Source organism: Exiguobacterium sp. SH4S7 (assembly GCF_004336795.1).
Lineage (GTDB): Bacteria > Bacillota > Bacilli > Exiguobacteriales > Exiguobacteriaceae > Exiguobacterium > Exiguobacterium aurantiacum_A.
In genome coordinates this window covers 296,445-312,396 of the sequence record NZ_SJUT01000003.1, presented here as the reverse complement: position 1 = coordinate 312,396, position 15,952 = coordinate 296,445, and the positions used below count along the sequence as shown (strand labels likewise).

The 15,952-nt window shown below is 53.5% G+C and carries 16 protein-coding genes; 11 read left to right on the top strand and 5 right to left on the bottom strand.

The genetic code is table 11. The annotated features are described in order from the left end of the window. Nucleotides 1-9 precede the first annotated feature (9 nt). Nucleotides 10-1,734 (top strand): thiol reductant ABC exporter subunit CydD, encoded by a 1,725-nt coding sequence (gene cydD / locus EVJ29_RS08325; RefSeq protein ID WP_131504960.1) that lies wholly within the window; start codon nucleotides 10-12, stop codon nucleotides 1,732-1,734. Then, a complete protein-coding gene (gene cydC, locus EVJ29_RS08320) occupies nucleotides 1,731-3,446 on the top strand; it encodes a thiol reductant ABC exporter subunit CydC (RefSeq protein ID WP_131504959.1) in 1,716 nt (571 codons plus the stop codon). The genes cydD and cydC overlap by 4 nt, the downstream gene beginning before the upstream one ends. A gap of 261 nt (nucleotides 3,447-3,707) precedes the next feature. On the opposite strand, the gene EVJ29_RS08315 is transcribed toward cydC, so the two are convergent. From EVJ29_RS08315 to EVJ29_RS08305, 3 genes are all read right to left on the bottom strand, one after another. Then, nucleotides 3,708-4,232 (bottom strand): hypothetical protein, encoded by a 525-nt coding sequence (locus EVJ29_RS08315; RefSeq protein ID WP_070329148.1) that lies wholly within the window; start codon nucleotides 4,230-4,232, stop codon nucleotides 3,708-3,710. 148 nt (nucleotides 4,233-4,380) lie between these two features. After that, nucleotides 4,381-5,448, bottom strand: coding sequence for a diguanylate cyclase (locus EVJ29_RS08310; RefSeq protein ID WP_131464749.1), 1,068 nt, complete (start codon nucleotides 5,446-5,448; stop codon nucleotides 4,381-4,383). 77 nt (nucleotides 5,449-5,525) lie between these two features. Beyond that, nucleotides 5,526-5,861: a hypothetical protein gene (locus tag EVJ29_RS08305; RefSeq protein ID WP_131464747.1), complete on the bottom strand. Its 336-nt coding sequence runs from the start codon at nucleotides 5,859-5,861 to the stop codon at nucleotides 5,526-5,528. An 88-nt stretch (nucleotides 5,862-5,949) separates the two neighbouring features. Here EVJ29_RS08305 and EVJ29_RS08300 point away from each other — a divergent pair, with 88 nt between their 5' ends. The 6 genes from EVJ29_RS08300 to EVJ29_RS08275 all read left to right on the top strand — a co-directional run bounded on the left by EVJ29_RS08300 (nucleotide 5,950) and on the right by EVJ29_RS08275 (nucleotide 10,035). Then, a complete protein-coding gene (locus tag EVJ29_RS08300) occupies nucleotides 5,950-6,129 on the top strand; it encodes a hypothetical protein (protein ID WP_016510109.1) in 180 nt (59 codons plus the stop codon). Between the two features lie 82 nt (nucleotides 6,130-6,211). Then, the gene (gene msrA / locus EVJ29_RS08295; RefSeq protein WP_131464745.1) at nucleotides 6,212-7,162 is read left to right on the top strand and encodes a peptide-methionine (S)-S-oxide reductase MsrA; all 951 of its coding nucleotides are present in this window, start codon (nucleotides 6,212-6,214) and stop codon (nucleotides 7,160-7,162) included. Nucleotides 7,163-7,175: 13 nt separating this feature from the next. Next, complete coding sequence (locus EVJ29_RS08290) at nucleotides 7,176-8,468, top strand: DUF2252 domain-containing protein (protein ID WP_131464743.1); 1,293 nt, start codon at nucleotides 7,176-7,178, stop codon at nucleotides 8,466-8,468. Between the two features lie 70 nt (nucleotides 8,469-8,538). After that, a complete protein-coding gene (locus EVJ29_RS08285; RefSeq protein WP_131439374.1) occupies nucleotides 8,539-8,811 on the top strand; it encodes a DUF5327 family protein in 273 nt (90 codons plus the stop codon). A 107-nt stretch (nucleotides 8,812-8,918) separates the two neighbouring features. Further along, complete coding sequence (locus EVJ29_RS08280; protein ID WP_070329175.1) at nucleotides 8,919-9,284, top strand: rhodanese-like domain-containing protein; 366 nt, start codon at nucleotides 8,919-8,921, stop codon at nucleotides 9,282-9,284. A 118-nt stretch (nucleotides 9,285-9,402) separates the two neighbouring features. Beyond that, on the top strand, nucleotides 9,403-10,035 hold the full coding sequence (locus tag EVJ29_RS08275; RefSeq protein WP_131464741.1) for an HAD family hydrolase: 633 nt from the start codon (nucleotides 9,403-9,405) through the stop codon (nucleotides 10,033-10,035). Between the two features lie 37 nt (nucleotides 10,036-10,072). Here the strand turns inward: EVJ29_RS08275 and EVJ29_RS08270 are convergent, their stop codons facing one another. After that, entirely contained in the window at nucleotides 10,073-11,485 is a 1,413-nt protein-coding gene (locus EVJ29_RS08270; protein ID WP_131464738.1) for an NAD-dependent succinate-semialdehyde dehydrogenase, read from the bottom strand. An 86-nt stretch (nucleotides 11,486-11,571) separates the two neighbouring features. On the opposite strand from EVJ29_RS08270, the gene EVJ29_RS08265 reads away from it, so the two are divergent. Together EVJ29_RS08265 and EVJ29_RS08260 are read left to right on the top strand one after the other, a co-directional pair. Further along, nucleotides 11,572-12,087 carry a glycerol-3-phosphate acyltransferase gene (locus EVJ29_RS08265; RefSeq protein ID WP_131490287.1) on the top strand — a complete coding sequence of 172 codons (516 nt, stop codon included), beginning with the start codon at nucleotides 11,572-11,574 and terminating at the stop codon, nucleotides 12,085-12,087. Continuing rightward, nucleotides 12,080-13,672, top strand: a complete 1,593-nt coding sequence (locus EVJ29_RS08260) for a GNAT family N-acetyltransferase (RefSeq protein WP_131490286.1) — start codon at nucleotides 12,080-12,082, stop codon at nucleotides 13,670-13,672. The genes EVJ29_RS08265 and EVJ29_RS08260 overlap by 8 nt, the downstream gene beginning before the upstream one ends. On the opposite strand, the gene EVJ29_RS08255 is transcribed toward EVJ29_RS08260, so the two are convergent. Beyond that, the gene (locus EVJ29_RS08255; protein ID WP_016510103.1) at nucleotides 13,611-15,248 is read right to left on the bottom strand and encodes an ABC1 kinase family protein; all 1,638 of its coding nucleotides are present in this window, start codon (nucleotides 15,246-15,248) and stop codon (nucleotides 13,611-13,613) included. The genes EVJ29_RS08260 and EVJ29_RS08255 overlap by 62 nt on opposite strands. 94 nt (nucleotides 15,249-15,342) lie before the next feature. On the opposite strand from EVJ29_RS08255, the gene EVJ29_RS08250 reads away from it, so the two are divergent. After that, on the top strand, nucleotides 15,343-15,948 hold the full coding sequence (locus tag EVJ29_RS08250; protein ID WP_131490285.1) for a trimeric intracellular cation channel family protein: 606 nt from the start codon (nucleotides 15,343-15,345) through the stop codon (nucleotides 15,946-15,948). Nucleotides 15,949-15,952 lie beyond the last annotated feature (4 nt).

The window sequence follows — 15,952 nt, the reverse complement described above, 5'->3', positions numbered from 1 at the left end:
TTAGAAAGGATGAACGCAGTGAAACGACTGCAAGCTCTCGCTTTGGCCGAGAAAGGACATATCGTCGGGCTCGTCATCGCCGCGGTGATGATCGGGTTGTCCATCTTGGCTCAGGCTTATTTGATCGTCGACGTCGTCGACCGAGTATTTTTAAAAAACGAATCGTTCCAAAGTGTCATCCCGTCTCTAGGTTGGCTCGTGCTCGCGTTGCTCGCACGTGCCTTGTTCGGGTATGTCTCGGGACGTATCGGTGCCAACTTGTCGGAACGGGCGAAGCGGACGCTTCGACGTCAACTGCTCGACCGCTACACATCGAATCCGATCGAGACGTCTCTATCCGGACAGTCCGGGAAGAAAGTCAGTGTCTATATGGATGCGGTCGATGAGGTCGATGCTTACTTTAGCCAGTACTGGCCCCAAGTCATCCAGACATCGATCATCCCGCTGCTCATTCTCGTCGTCGTCTTCAGTCAGCACTGGATCTCAGGTGTCATCATGATGGTGACCGCGCCGTTCATTCCAATCTTTTTCATCATCATCGGTATCGCGACCCAGAAGAAGTCTGAAGAGCAGATGGAGAAAATGAACCAGTTCTCGGGGAAATTTTTAGACGTCCTTCAAGGATTGACGACACTCAAGCTATACGGACGTGCCGAGCAAGAAGCGCAAGCAATCGAGAAGAGCAGTCTCGACTTCCGGGACGCGACGATGGTCGTCTTAAAGACCGCTTTCTTGTCAGGGCTCATGCTCGAGTTCATCTCGATGCTCAGCACCGGCGTCGTCGCTTTAGAAGTGGCGCTCCAGATGGTCGTTTGGCAAAACTTGACGTTTTTCGCCGGCTTCTTGATTCTCGTCTTGGCCCCGGAATACTATTTAGCGATCAAAGACCTCGGCAGCGCCTTCCATACGGGGCGTGGCAGCATGGGTGCGGCCGATCGCATCTTCGAGGCGCTCGACGCCCCGGACGATCGTATCAAATGGGGAGACAGACCGCTAACAAACCGGACGCCCGAACTCGTGCTCGATGCGGTCTCGTTCCAATATGAAGGGGGTCGCTTCACGCTCCACCCGCTGAGCGGGGTCATCCCGGCACGGTCACACGTCGCCTTGGTCGGCGCGAGCGGATCAGGCAAGACGACCGTGTTGAACGTGCTGTCCGGTCTTGTGAAACCGGACAGCGGCCGCGTCCTCGTCGACGGGGAGCCGCTCGAATCGTTCACCGATACGTCTTGGTACGGTACAATCGGGTATATTTCGCAAAACCCGTATTTGTTCGCCGGGAGTCTCGCCGCTAATATCGTCCTCGGTGAGACGGCGGACGAGACTGACATCATGCGGGCGGCTGAAGCCGCCGGCCTCGTCGAGGTCATCGCCAATTTGCCGGACGGGTTGAATACCGAGCTCGGAGAAGGCGGTTACGGATTGTCCGGTGGTGAGCGGCAACGCCTCGCCCTGGCTCGTGCCTTCTTGAAGCGTCCAGGTATCATCTTGTTCGATGAACCGACGACCGGTCTCGATTTGGTGACCGAGAGAATCGTTCGGCGCTCGATCGAGGAGTTGTCGCGTGACGCGACGCTTGTCACGGTCGCGCACCGTCTCCATACGATCAAGCAAGCGGACGCGATTTGGTTCATGGACGAGGGGAACCTCGTCGCGAACGGCACACATGAACAGTTACTCGCTGTCCCGGCCTACGCCGACTTGTTCACGTTACAGAAAGGGGTGAGAGGATGAACTCACTTTGGACGATCACAAAATGGATGATGAAAGAGAAAAAGGATATCATCCTCTCGATCTTCTTCGGTTATACGGCAGGCCTCGCGGCTGTCGCCTTGTTCGCGGCGAGTGGATATCTCGTGTCGCGGGCCGGCCTTGTGCCGCCCCTCTATGCGCTCATGGTACCGGTCGTCCTGATCAAGCTGTTCGGCGTCATTCGGGCGGGGAGCCGCTACCGCGAACGCTTGGCGTCACACCGGGCGACGTTCACGATTTTAAGCGAACTGCGCGTCCGGTTTTATCGCCAGCTCGAACCGCTCGTGCCGAACATCTTCGCCAAATACCGGAGCGGGGACTTGCTCGCCCGTGTCGTCGGAGACGTCGAAAGCCTTCAAAACTACTTTTTGCGGGTGTTTTATCCGCCAATCATCTTAGTGCTCGTCTTCTTGAGCACGATCTTCTTCGTCACGTTCTTCTCGATGACGGTCAGCCTTTGGCTCGTGTTCGGGGTGTTCGTGACCGGCTTTTTGATTCCGATCTTGTTTGCCGGCATCCGAGCGAAGCATGACCAGGAAATTAGGGCCTTGCGCGGCGACTTGTCGAGCGGGGTGACCGAGATGATGTACGGGTACCGCGATTTATTGTTGCACGACCAGCTCGGCCAGACCCGTGACGACTTGCTCGCTCGAAGCGATTGTTACGCCGCCGCACAGCGCCAAGACGTGACGAACCAGTTCTTCAACTCGTCGCTCGTCGTCGCCGCGTCACTGCTCGTGTCGTGGGGCGTGCTCGCGATCGGTGCCTACCTCGTCGTCGATGGCGAACTGGACGGCCTGTTCTTGGCCATGCTCGTCATGATGTCATTGACCGCGTTTGAGAACGTGACACCGATGGCGGTCTTCCCGGGTCACTACGCCGATAGTAAACAAGCGGCAAACCGCTTGCTCGAGGTCGTCGAACCAAGTGATCACCTCGTGGCGGCAGAAGCGGCCCGTGACGACATAGCGCTTCAGACGGCACCTGACATTTCGTTTGAACGCGTAAGTTACCGCTATCCGGATACGTTCCGTGCCGTCCTAGACACAGTTGATGTGACGTTACCTCGCGGATCGAAGACCGTGATCGTCGGTCCGAGCGGGTCTGGTAAGTCGACGCTCCTGCAACTGTTGCTCGCGTTTGTAAGGCCAGAGACAGGCGAAGTACGAATCGAGGGTCAGCGCTTGAATGAGGTCACACAAACATCGGTCTGGTCTCAAGCGAGTGTCGTCATGCAAGAGAACCACTTCTTTTTCGGTACCGTCCGAGACAACTTGGCCCTTGCCGGAGACTTCTCCGATGACGAGATGGAGCTGGCGCTGCGAAGCGTCCGCCTCGGTTTCGCGCTCGATGAGCCAATGCTCGAGAAAGGGGCGAACTTGTCCGGAGGGGAACGGCAACGGCTCGCCATCGCCCGGGCGTTGTTGAAGAACGGGTTGCTCTGGATTTTAGATGAAGCGACGTCGGCGTTAGACGCGCGGACCGAATCCGATGTGTTCGCTGAAATCTTCCGGAAGGCGGACGAGGCGACACTCGTCATGGTCAGCCATCGTCTGACCGGGCTCGAACGGTTCGACCAAATCATCGTCATGGAAGCAGGTCGCATCATCGAGTCAGGGTCATACGACGACTTGATGCGCGCCCGCGGCATGTTTTATGAGTTGAAACAAATTGAACAAGATGTGTTCGCCTGAACGAAAAAAACGAGCGGCTCCGTCGGAGAGCCGCTCGTTTTTATATGGCAAATCTGGGTGCAACAAATGGGGGTTGTCGCAATGCTTTCAAAAAGAGTGTCGTGGAGGGGAATCCACGGGCCGTAACAAGTTTGGGGAACGGTTACGTCCAGCTGTGGCAGCTACAACTCGAGTATAAGTGATAACGATTCTCATTGTCAATTAGAAAAATAAAAATAAACCGCAGACGGGATGTCTGCGGTCGAGGTCATACGAGTCGAGTCAGTTTGACGGGACGCCTTTACTGAGTGTAAAGCGGATCAAGCTGAACAAATAACGGATGTAGAACAAGGCGAACGCGTAAAATACAGCGACTGCCGGTGCGTTCAATTCGACACCCGGGATGTTCATGAGAAACTCCAAGATGAGAATCGACAGCAAGAAGACGTAGAGTCCAGCATCGAGATAGAGCGGCATCAGCTTGCCGCGTTGATGCCAAAACGTCCGGACGAGCGGGGCGACGATCATCCCGATGATGCGCTCGGCGAAGCCGATGCTAAGCACGGCGATCATAAAGGCGGCTACCGTCTCGAACGTCACAAGTTTTGAGAAGGCAAACATGGACATAAGCAGGAGCGGCCCGATGAAAATCATCATCGAAAGGGACGTGCGTAAAAAGATGAGTAGGTTCTGTTTGATTGTGTCGACTCCCCCAAAGAGCGACTGTCGGAACGTCTTGCCACGTTGATAGTCGAGGACGAACGATCCCACGAACATCAATCCGAATAGCGATAACAATATTGTCATGAAATGTGTTTCCCCTTTTTCTAGTCAAATCTATGATTAATTATGTTTATTCTAACCAAAGTCTAGCCTAGTGTACCGATTCGCTAGTTGAAAGTAAAGCGGGAAAACTGTCAAAGTTAGTAAAGTTTTGAGAACGTTATCGGCTTCATCAAGCCAAAATGAAACGGTTTCGTCCAGATTCTTTTGCGTGGTATAACGCTTCGTCGGCATGCTTCAAAACGCTATCGACTTCGATATCGTTCGAATGGCAGGCTCCGAGCGAGACCGTGATGTGAAGCGTGCCTGCACTCGTCTCGAATGGGAACGTCGAGACTTTTTCTCGTATAGATTCGGCGAGACGGGTCACTTCGTCCTTTTTGGCGTTCGGCATGACGATCAGAAATTCTTCACCACCGAAGCGACCGACGAGATGTCGGTCGTCACTTTCGGTGACGAGCAACATGCCGAGCTCGCGTAGTACGTCGTCCCCGACATCATGACCGTACGTGTCGTTGACGCGTTTGAAGTGATCGATATCGACGAGGATGAGGGCGTACGCTTCCGCCTCGACGGTCAAGTTGGCCATCGCCTCATTCAACAGACGGCGGTTGGCGATGCCGGTCAAAGCGTCGGTACGGGCGAGTTGCTGCTGATGCTGAACGTTCTCAAAGTGGCGTCTCAGCTCTTGGAGCAAGCGATAAGCGGCACAAGCCCCGGCGTAGATCATAACGATATAGACGAATAAAATGGGATAGAACAGCTCGAGCGGGAGGGCATAGTAGAGCGCCGAACCGAACGCGGCGACGCTGATCGTCGTGAAGACAAGGAGCGTGTTACGGGTGTTGTCGAGCTTGAGCCGCAACAGACTTGTCGGCAGGACGAGTGCGACCATCGTCGCGATAGCTAAGTAAAATCCGACGTATTCGCCATCCGTTATCATGAAAAAACGACCGATGAGAAACAACATACCGGCGACGACACCGCTCATCCATCCGCCGAACAAGACGGCGAGCATAATCGGGATGGAACGAAGGTCGATCAATATTTTTTCGAGATGAAGCGCGTTCGCGAGCAAAATCAAGGCGATGAGACCGCTCTGGATACCGAGCAGGATACGCAACTTTAAAGGTGACTGCGGCGTAATTCGAGGCCGGTTACGAAACGGCAAGAATGAGATGGTGAACAGGGTGAACAGAATACAAAGGTTGATGAAAAAAGAGTTGATGATGGTGAGCATACACGTGTCCCCTTGTGCGAGATAGAAATCATTAATTCAAGTATGACAACTGTGAATCGCGATGAATCGTCAAACTGTTACCATTCACGCCATTCCTCCGTGACGTCTTCATCGGTTTCATACCCGGCGATGGCTGCACCGGCTCGGATGAAGTCGTACAGCTCTTCACGCTCGAGCGTCTCGATAAAATGGTCGTGCTCTTCGTCGAGGCCGTTCAAACGCAGGACGACATCGCGGACTGCCGATAGGATCGAGGATTCTGTGCCGTCGGAATGTACCAACGCGCTCGTATAACGCCGGAGCGCGGCGTCGACAGCGAGGATCGCCGACAGCGTATAGACGTCGTCGCCTTCGTTCAGCCGGTCTTCCCACAACAAAGTCGGGCGGTTCGCCCACAACTGGTCAAAATCCATGGATGGGTCCTCCTTCTGGCCGTGATTGTATCTTCCTCTCTATAATAGCAAAAAAGTTTGGTATGATAGATGAAAAGGGGGACTGTCCGTGCGTTATTGGGATCATTTTAAACGAGCGTTCATTCCGATCGCGCTCATCTTAATCGGTTTAGCCATCTTTTACACATTATCGGCACGAAACAACCTGGTGTTGACCATACTCGGGGCAGCGATCGTCGGTGTGATTTTATTTTTAGTGATGCGCCATATGAACCGGGTCGAAGACTGAAGACGAGAACACGTTTGGGGTTCTCGTTTTTTGTTGTCGGCGTGCTTTTTTGGGTACACTACATAGTAAGGAGGGATTCATTATGGCAAAAGCTACATTTGCGGGAGGCTGTTTTTGGTGCATGGTCAAACCGTTTCATAAATACGAAGGTGTCGAACGAGTCGTGTCCGGTTACACAGGCGGACACGTCGACAATCCGACATACCAACAAGTCTGTTCGGAGACGACGGGTCATCTAGAGGCGATCGAGGTGACGTTCGACCCGGAGGTCATCTCATACGATGAGCTGCTTCGGATTTACTGGCGACAAATCGATCCGACAGACGGGGGCGGACAGTTCAACGACCGCGGCGAATCGTATCGACCGGCCATCTTCTATCATTCGGAAGAACAACGGGACGCGGCCGAACGCTCGAAGCAAGAAGTCGAGAATTCGGGACGGTTCGAACGTCCGATCGAAGTCGAGATCCGTCCGGCCAAGACGTTTTGGGAAGCCGAGGACTATCATCAAGACTACTATAAGAAAAATCCGTTCCGCTACGAGATGTACCGGGTCGGCTCGGGTCGCGCCAAGTTTGTGAAAGAGGCGTGGAGCGATAAGAAACAAAAACAGGAACTGAAAGACCGTCTGACACCGATGCAGTTCAAAGTCACGCAAGAGAACGGGACCGAACCGCCGTTTCAAAACGAGTATTGGGATGAGGAACGGGAAGGGCTGTACGTCGATGTGATCGATGGTACGCCGCTCTTCACGTCCCGTGACAAATTCCAGTCGAACTGTGGCTGGCCAAGCTTCGCGCGACCGATCGAAGAGAAGCGGCTCGATGTGAACATGGACACGACGCACCACATGGTCCGGACGGAAGTGCGTTCGAAGCATGCCGACAGTCACCTCGGTCATCTATTTGACGATGGTCCGAAAGAACTCGGCGGCTTACGCTACTGTATCAATTCGGCTTCGCTCCGATTCATCCCGAAAGAAGAGCTCGAGTCTGCGGGATACGGGGAATACAAACATCTATTCGACGCATGAAGGGGAGACAGCCATGTTCACATCCGTCAAACAACAAATTCGCCGTGATACGATCGCGACGGTTCTAGATTATTACGATCATTCGATCCGGAACCTGACCGAAACGGCGCGGCGTGAAAAGTACGACAAGATGAGTACGAGCCCGTTCTCGTTCTTTCGCGGAAGCTCGCATTTGTTCTATTACGATTTTGCGAAAGTACCGCTTGCTTTCGACACGAGCGAGGCCTATCCGACGTTCATTCAAGGGGATCTTCACTTTGAAAACTTTGGGGTGTTCGGAGACGGGGCTGGGACGATCCTTTATGATGTGAACGACTTTGATGAGGCGTACCTCGGTTCGTATTTGTTCGATGTGCTCAGAATGGCCATTTCTGTCGACTTGTTCGCCGCCGAATCGGGCTTCGATTCCAACGAAGCGATTGAAGTATACGCCGAGACGTATGCGCTCGCCATCAGACGGTACGCGAAAGGGAAAGACGAAGACGTGCAGTTCACGAAAGCGAATACGTCTAAAGCCATCAAAAAAGTGATCAAGAAGGCAGAGAAGAAGCAAGACGCGTTCATGTCGGAACGGACCGAAGTCCGGGACGAAGAACGTTACTTCGCGACGAGCGATGACTTAATACCGGTCAGCGAGAAGACGGCGACGAAAATCAAACAGGCTTGGCCTGAGTATTTGAACTCGTTGTCGGGAGAGCATCGCCATCACGCCGATCATTACGACATCAAAGACATCGCCATTAAACGCGAGAGCGGGACGGCCTCGATCGGGCTCGAACGTTACTATATCTTGATCGAAGGGGCCGACGAGGAACATGACGAGGACGTCATCTTAGAGATGAAGCAAGCGCAATCGGCCGTCCCGTCCTTGTTTTTGCCGACCCATCCGTTGTTCGAGGACGGCCTGTCCCATGAAGGTGCGCGGGTCATCGCTGCCCAACGTGCCATGGTGCATAGCCAAGACCCGTATCTCGGTTACTTCACGATCGACGGCAACGAGTATTATGTGCGGCAACGTTCGCCCTACAAACGGAAAGTGAAAGCGAAGCACATCAAGAACGAATCGTCGCTGATCGAAACGTTAAAAGTCCAAGCCGAGATCACGGCGAAAATCCATGCCCGGGCCGATGCGGACGCGAACGTTCTCGAGTATGAGGCGAGCGAACAGATTGCGGAAGCCATCGGGGACGCGCTGCCGTTGTTCGTGCGTCAAATCTCACGCTGGGCTCGTTTTTATGCCAATCAAGTCCGTTTCGATTTCGAGGCGTTCACATCATGGGTCGAGACACGGTCTGAATCCGACTGAGCCGAGCAAGACACTTGCGGCGAGGGACAGGTTTGCTTCAAAATGAGAGGGAAAAGGATGTGTTCGACCTATGATCACTGAGCAACAAGTCATCGCGCAAATGAAACACGTGATGAGTCAAATCGAACAGTCGAGTGGAGAGACGCAAAAGCGCCATCTGGCCAAGTTGATGGGTTACTGTGAGCTCATGTTGGCGGAGACGACACCCGCCGCACCTGTCGCACAGGCACCTGTCGTCTCGGCGGAGCCGAAGCAACCGTTAGACCGGCAAATGGCCGCATTCCTCGGCATCCCTCTAGAGGATGAAGACGAACCTAAAACCGATTCGCTGCTCGATTTCTAAGCTGTGCCCTCGTGGCATGGCTTTTTTTATGAGGCGTCCACATTGACTTATATACCATAGGGGGTATAATGGAGATACTAAAACTTTTAAACAACGGAGGCGTGCCCATGCTTGATTTTTTGTTTGTCGCAGTGGTGATCGGATTGATTTATTTTTGGTGGACGAAGCGAAACAGCACGAAAACAGTATCGACGGACGAGTTGAAGCGAAAGATTGCGGAAGAGCGCAACATTCAACTGCTCGATGTGCGGGAGCCGCACGAATATAAAGGCGGGCACATTAAACAAGCGAAAAACGTACCGCTCTCAGGGTTCGGTAACGCGGCAGCACAATACCCAAAAGATAAAGAACGTCCCGTTTACGTCATCTGTCAAAGCGGGATGCGGAGCCAACGGGCAGCGGCGATGCTGAAGAGTGCGGGCTATACAGACGTCTACTCGGTCAAAGGCGGCATGAGCTTCTGGCGCGGCTGAGCAACAACCGGTTGAACGATTTCGTTCAGCCGTTTTTTTGTGGGCTGATGTTTCTACTTTTGATTTGGAAGCGAGTCTGCTACGGTAGGAGAATAGGAAAGAGAGAGGGGATACCGACATGGCAGTCATTTTATTCGATATCGATGGGACGCTCGTTGACACGACCGTTCCGATGACGAAAGCGATTCACGAGGCGCTCGAACAGCTTCCGCATCTTGAAAAGCCGAGCGAGGACGCGGTCCGGTCTGGCTACGGTTTGGCTGGGGACGCCTTTTGGGAGCACGTCATCCCGGAGGCGACGCGTGAAGAGATCCGTCTCATCCGCAAACTTCGTCACGAGACGCTCGAGCAGGCGATGGCGGGGCAAAACGTCTTGTTTGACGGCATCTACGACATGCTTGAGACGCTTCGCGCGAACGGGCATACGTTGACGACGGCAAGCAACTGTGGCGTTCACTATATGAACTTGATTCTCGATACGCAAGGCATCCGTCAGTTCATGACGGCACCTGAATGTCTCGAATCGGTTGGTGGCGAGAAGAAGGCCGATATTTTGACGGCGCACCGCCTGCGCCACGGAGATGCACATTATGTCATGGTCGGTGACCGCAAGTCGGACGTCGAAGCGGGCCGGGCCCATGATTTCCCGGTCGTCTTGACCGGATTCGGCTTCGGGAACGAGGACGAGTGGGCGCTCGCCGATTATGTGATCGCGACGCCAAACGATTTGGTGACGTGGCTCGACAACTGAAAAAACGCCTGTTGAAAAAATTCAACAGGCGTTTTTTTTATAGTCCAAGCGAAATATATTTCACTTCTAAAAACTCTTCGATGCCGTGATGACCGCCTTCACGGCCGAGACCGCTCTGTTTCCATCCGCCGAACGGCGCTTGCGGGGTCGAAGGCAGGCCATCGTTGACGCCGACAATCCCGTATTCGAGCGATTCAGCCAAGTAAAGGGCCTCGTTAATATCTTGTGTGAAGATATAAGACGCGAGGCCGAACGGCGTGGCGTTCGCCCGCTCGATGACTTCGTCGAGCGTGTTGAACGAAGCGATCGGGGCGACGGGCCCGAACGTCTCCTCGTTCATGCAGAGCATATCTTCGTTCGCATAGCGGACGACGGCCGGGCGGACGAACAAGCCGTCAAGCTGTTCGCCGCCCGTGATCTCACCCCCACGGATTTGGGCGTCCTCGAGGTGCTTCATCACTTTCTCGACCGCAGCCTCGTCGATGAGCGGACCGATGTCGATGCCGTCGTCGAGCCCGTTCCCGACCTTGAGCGCTTGCACGGCCTCGATGAACCGCTCCGAGAATTCGTCGACGATCGAACTCTCGACGTAAATCCGATTGGCGCAGACGCATGTCTGTCCACCGTTACGGAACTTGGTCGCGATCGCTTGCGGGACGGCCTTGTCGAGGTCCGCTTTCGCCGTGACGATGAGCGGGGCATGGCCACCGAGCTCGAGCGAGATCTTCTTCATCGTGTCGGCGGCACCGCGCATGAGCGTCTTGCCGACTTCGGTCGACCCGGTGAACGTCAGCTTGCGCACACGTGAATCGTGCTGCCAAACGTTGACGATACGAGCGGCACTGCCGGTCACGAGATTGATGACACCTTTCGGGAAACCGGCCTTCTCGGCCAATTTGACGAGTTCAATCGCTGTGAGCGGTGTCGCCGAGGCCGGTTTCAAGACGACGGTGCAACCGGCTGCTAGAGCCGGTGCCAATTTGCGGGTGATCATCGCTGCCGGGAAGTTCCATGGCGTGATGGCAGCGATGACGCCGACCGGTTGTTTGATCGCGAAAATACGTTTCTCGTTTGAAGAAGCAGGGATCGTCTCACCATAGACGCGTCGTCCTTCCGCGGCATACCACTCGATGAATCCGTTGGCGTAACGGATTTCGCCGATCGCTTCTTTCAGCGGTTTGCCTTGTTCTTCGACCATCGTTCGCGCGAGCGCTTCCGTCTCTTCATCGATCAAGCGATGCCATTCGAGCAGTAGGGCGCCCCGGTCTTCGGCTGTCCGCTGCTGCCAGTCTTTTAAAGCGGCCTGGGCCGCGTCGACAGCGAGGCCAGCCTCGGTCTCGTCACTCTTTGTCACGGTTGCTATTACGTTACCGGTCGCCGGATTTCGGACCTCGATCGTCTCATTCGTCTCGATCCAGTCACCGTTAATGAAGTTGTTCTCAGCTCGCATCGTGTTCTCCCCTTTCATCTAGGTCACATTGTAAAAGTACCCGATTTCAAAAAACATACACAATTTTACAAAAGGGAGAGGTAAACATGTGGATTGTCGTCGTAGGCTATCTCGTTGGTAGCATGCTCGGCGGGCGATTATACGGGATGGTGAGTGGTCAAGATTTGGCTTCGAGCGGATCGGGGAATGTGGGAGCCCGGAACGCGTTACGGAGTGGCGGTATTTGGGCGTTTCTTCTCGTCTATGGCTTTGATGTCTTGAAGACAGTACTCGTTCTATCATTGAGTGGTTCCTTTTTTTTTGAGACGGCGCTAGCGCTGACGCTCGGACACATTTATCCGATTTGGCATATCCGAACTGGTGGGAAAGGATACGCTGTGTTTTCTGGAATTATTTTAGCGTATAACCCGATTTGGTTCGTGGGAGGGCTTTTGCTTTTATTACTTCTCATTAAAATAACGCGCAACTCGCGCGAAACAGGGCTCGTCATGTTGTTTCTGCTACCTCTTGCCGCTTGGGGAGATACGACGGATTTCGTATTGGCGGTCATGGCTCTTGCAGTCATCTTGTATCATCACATAAGGGGGACATCACATGGTTGAATTTCGAAAAGCGATGCCGAATGATGAGGAAGCGATTCACCGTTTGAATTATGAGACGTTCGTGGAAGAAATCCCGCAACATCAAGTTAACTTGGAGCGTCGTCTCGTCGATCGTTTCCATAATACGAATACATACTGGATTGGAGAAGCGGACGGGAAACTCGTTGCGATGTGTTCTATTCGTGACGAGCACCCGTTTTCGCTAGAACAGAAAGGAGTTACTCTACCACCGGGCGAGTGGATCGAGGTCCGGCTATTGGCCATAATTCCAGCCTACCGTAACACTCGGACGTTTGCCGGACTCATGCGGGCTATGCTCGCTGAGGCGATTGAACGTAATGTGGAAGGGATTGTGATTAGTGGAACGATCCGCGAACAGAAATTGTATCGACGGTTCGGATTTATCCCTTTCGCAGATCCGGTCGGGCCTGAGGAGGCACTATACATTCCAATGAAGCTGACGCGCGCGGCATTCATGGGGTCTGAGACCGCTCGAACGCTGCGTCCGAAGTTGCTCCTCGCTGGACCTGTCGAACTATCGAACGCGGTGCGCGCAGCTCTTGCCACCCAACCGTTATCACATCGTTCGGCCGAAGCAATTCGTGTACTTCGTTCGGTCGAGACAAAACTGAGTACACGCATCAATCTACCGCACATATACACATTGTCAGGGAGTGGGACAGTCGCAAACGATGCAGTCGCGGCGCAATTGACCGGCCGTGGCTTGATTTTTGATACGGGTGAGTTCGGGCGACGACTTATCGATCATGCCAGACGAGCGCGTCTCGAGTTTGATGTCCTGACACTCGAAACCGGTAAACGTCTCCCGGTGCAACAGATCGAGCGATACAAACCGGACTGGATTTGGACGGTCCATTGCGAGACGTCTACTGGAAAGTTAGTTGATGTGGAAGGATTGCGTCAGTACGTACACCGGCGCAAAACCATACTCGCAATTGATGCGATTAGCACGGTCGGGACGTTTGAGACGGACTATGCTTTCGCAAACATGGTGACGTTTGTATCAGGAAAAGCACTTCGTAATGCGCCTGGGCTAGCCTTTGTCGCGATGCGGGATCGCCCCATCCCGAACTCGTCGATTCCACGTTATCTCGATTTGGCGAGCTATAATCCAATCGCCTTCACACAATCCGTCCCACTCATTCAAGCTATGGATATTGCGTTGGACGAATTGACTGAAAAAGAGGTGAGTACCCATCAATCCAAGATGGATGTTTGCCTGAAGGAACTGCTAGGTCGGGGCGTAGCAATCGAAACTGGGGACGATCAATCGCCTGGTATTTTATCGATTATGTTACCGGAAGATCGGTCCTCGATCGAATTGGGACGACAATTAGCATATTACGGTTATCACATTCAGTACGAAAGTATGTATTTACAACAGTTGAACTGTGTCCAGGTCTCGACGATGGGATGGACGACCGAACGGGACATGCAACAAGTCGCTGCGTATATCGGGAGGTGGCTCCAGAAAAAAACCGTCACTCAAATGAGTGACGGGATCAGACACGAAAATCTTGACGGGCCAAATGGCGAATCTTTCGACCGAGGCGTCTTGAATTAAAGTAGGCGACGACGGCGACGACACCACCCGACCAAAATAGCCATTCGTCAGGTCGGATGTAGCCGAACAGACCGACGAGCAATCCGAGAACAATGACACCCGAGTTGAACGTCTGGCGATGGAGCAATTCTTTCGATTCGAGCTCGCGTTGGAACATCGCCTGCTCAGACAACCGTTTCCGGGTCGGCTCTTTCAAATAGTTCTCGAGCAACGGCGGTACGTTCAACAGTTTCTTGCCGTAGTTGAGCGCCGTCATGACGTAGCGGTTTTGGATTGTCGTCCCGTCTGATTCGAGCCATTGAATCACGATTGGTTTACCGAGCGTGAACAAATCGATTTTCGGGTCGAGAATCTGTAAAATCCCGAGCAACGTCGAGGCGGCACGACCGAAGAAGGCGAACTCGGCCGGCAGTTGAATCGGCTCGTTCTTCACGAGCAGTTGGATATCTTGGAGTACTTTTTCGATCAATTTCGTATCGACCGTATTAATGTCGGTCTCTAAATAGAATGTGACCGCTTTTTCGATCGCTTGGCGGATGTTATGTTTATTCGCTGTCGGCAACAAGAAGCGCAAGTCTTCGAGGGCATCGACGACACCGTCGTAATCGAGCGAGATGAACGCCTGCAAGATCTTCCGTATCGTCGCCATATCTTGCGCGGTCGACGAGCCGACCATGCCGAAGTCGAGCAGGATGATCGTTCCGTCGGCCCGGATCTGGACGTTCCCAGGGTGAGGGTCGGCGTGGAACTGTCCGCCGAATAATAGTTGTTCCGCGGCCATCGTAAATAGTCGTTCGGCGAGAGCGGAGCGGTCGATATTGTTTTCTTTTAAGAACGCAATATCGGTGATGCGACGGGCGTCGACCCAATCCATCGTCAATACCCGATTCGTACATAAATGGTCGTAGTAGCCCGGGATATAAACATCTGGATTTTCAGCATATTTCGCTTTGAAATACAGCGCGTTTTTTAATTCGGTTTGGAAATTTAGTTCATCCCCGATGACAAAAATCATTTGGCGATATAAGCTATCTAAGTCGGTCGATTTGGCGAGCGGTGTCCGTTTGAGCATCGTCGTGACGATTCGCATCGCTTTGAAGTCGGTACGGATGATTTTTTCGATGTCCGGGCGCTGGATTTTGAGCGCGACCCGTTTCCCGTTTTCAAGAAGCGTGGCCCCGTAGACCTCGCCGATCGAGGCGGAGGCGACGGCGTCGATGCCGACGTCTTTCACGACTTGGGTGTACGGTACGCCCCATTCGGCTTCGAGGATGGCACGAGACTTGTCCCAACCTGACGTCGGTACGCGGTCGACGAGCTCTGACAACTCATTAAGGACGGACGGCGGCAGCAAGTCGGCCCGGATCGACAAAAATTGACCGAGCTTGATCAACAGTCCCTCTAGGCGGAGCGCGTTACGTTTATACTCGCGGGCGAGCTGCAACATGAGCGCCTCGTACTCTTCCGGAGAGGCGAGACCCTGCTGCTGTTTGCGAGAGAATGAATAAATCTTAATGATGAATCGGGCGAACATTGTGACGATGATCCATATGCGGAACAAGGCGATTCGTTTCATAAAAATACCGACATCCTTTACAAGCAGTCGCTCGACTGATCTGATTTTTTGTATCTTTACTTTACCATATAATGCTTTCGAGAAAGGGCAAGGGATGTTTATGGAGTGGGAATTATTGAACGTCGTCGGAACGATTGCGTTCGCGGCGAGTGGAGCCATCATCGCGATGGACGAAAAATACGATATTTTTGGAGTTTGGTTGCTCGCCTTCACGACTGCTTTCGGCGGCGGGGCAATCCGCAACGTCTTGCTCGGCAACCCCGTCAGTTTGATTTGGCAACAAAACGATTTATTTATTCTCTGTTTTCTCGTCGCGCTCCTCATCTTCCTGCTCCCGAGCGTCGTCTTGCCGCATTGGGAAAGATGGGGCGTCATCGTCGATGCGATCGGCTTGGTCGCATTCTCTTTCCAAGGGGCGCAAGTGGCCATCAAATTGGATTTGCCGTTGTCAGCAGCGATTGCGGCAGCCGTCCTGACCGGAGTCGGCGGTGGTGTCGTCCGCGACTTGCTCGCGGGGCGCAAGCCGCTCGTCTTGCAGGCGGAAGTGTACGCGATTTGGGCAATCATCATCGCGGTCGTCACGTACTACTTCCGGCTCGAAGGCGGACTTCCGGTGTATGCGTTATTGATTGTCGTCGCGGCGCTTCGAGTGATATCCTACTATCGGAAGTGGAATTTACCAGCACGAAAAGTGAGATAAGGGG

Bases quoted from the DNA above. Each gene is read 5' to 3' on its own strand.
- cydC (WP_131504959.1), top strand. From the start codon at position 1,731: ATGAACTCACTTTGGACGATCACAAAATGGATGATGAAAGAGAAAAAG.
- EVJ29_RS08310 (WP_131464749.1), bottom strand. From the start codon at position 5,448: ATGCTCACCATCATCAACTCTTTTTTCATCAACCTTTGTATTCTGTTC.
- EVJ29_RS08265 (WP_131490287.1), top strand. From the start codon at position 11,572: ATGTGGATTGTCGTCGTAGGCTATCTCGTTGGTAGCATGCTCGGCGGG.
- EVJ29_RS08275 (WP_131464741.1), top strand. From the start codon at position 9,403: ATGGCAGTCATTTTATTCGATATCGATGGGACGCTCGTTGACACGACC.
- cydD (WP_131504960.1), top strand. From the start codon at position 10: ATGAACGCAGTGAAACGACTGCAAGCTCTCGCTTTGGCCGAGAAAGGA.
- EVJ29_RS08290 (WP_131464743.1), top strand. From the start codon at position 7,176: ATGTTCACATCCGTCAAACAACAAATTCGCCGTGATACGATCGCGACG.
- EVJ29_RS08260 (WP_131490286.1), top strand. From the start codon at position 12,080: ATGGTTGAATTTCGAAAAGCGATGCCGAATGATGAGGAAGCGATTCAC.
- msrA (WP_131464745.1), top strand. From the start codon at position 6,212: ATGGCAAAAGCTACATTTGCGGGAGGCTGTTTTTGGTGCATGGTCAAA.
- EVJ29_RS08255 (WP_016510103.1), bottom strand. From the start codon at position 15,248: ATGAAACGAATCGCCTTGTTCCGCATATGGATCATCGTCACAATGTTC.
- EVJ29_RS08285 (WP_131439374.1), top strand. From the start codon at position 8,539: ATGATCACTGAGCAACAAGTCATCGCGCAAATGAAACACGTGATGAGT.
- EVJ29_RS08280 (WP_070329175.1), top strand. From the start codon at position 8,919: ATGCTTGATTTTTTGTTTGTCGCAGTGGTGATCGGATTGATTTATTTT.
- EVJ29_RS08270 (WP_131464738.1), bottom strand. From the start codon at position 11,485: ATGCGAGCTGAGAACAACTTCATTAACGGTGACTGGATCGAGACGAAT.
- EVJ29_RS08250 (WP_131490285.1), top strand. From the start codon at position 15,343: ATGTTTATGGAGTGGGAATTATTGAACGTCGTCGGAACGATTGCGTTC.
- EVJ29_RS08305 (WP_131464747.1), bottom strand. From the start codon at position 5,861: ATGGATTTTGACCAGTTGTGGGCGAACCGCCCGACTTTGTTGTGGGAA.
- EVJ29_RS08315 (WP_070329148.1), bottom strand. From the start codon at position 4,232: ATGACAATATTGTTATCGCTATTCGGATTGATGTTCGTGGGATCGTTC.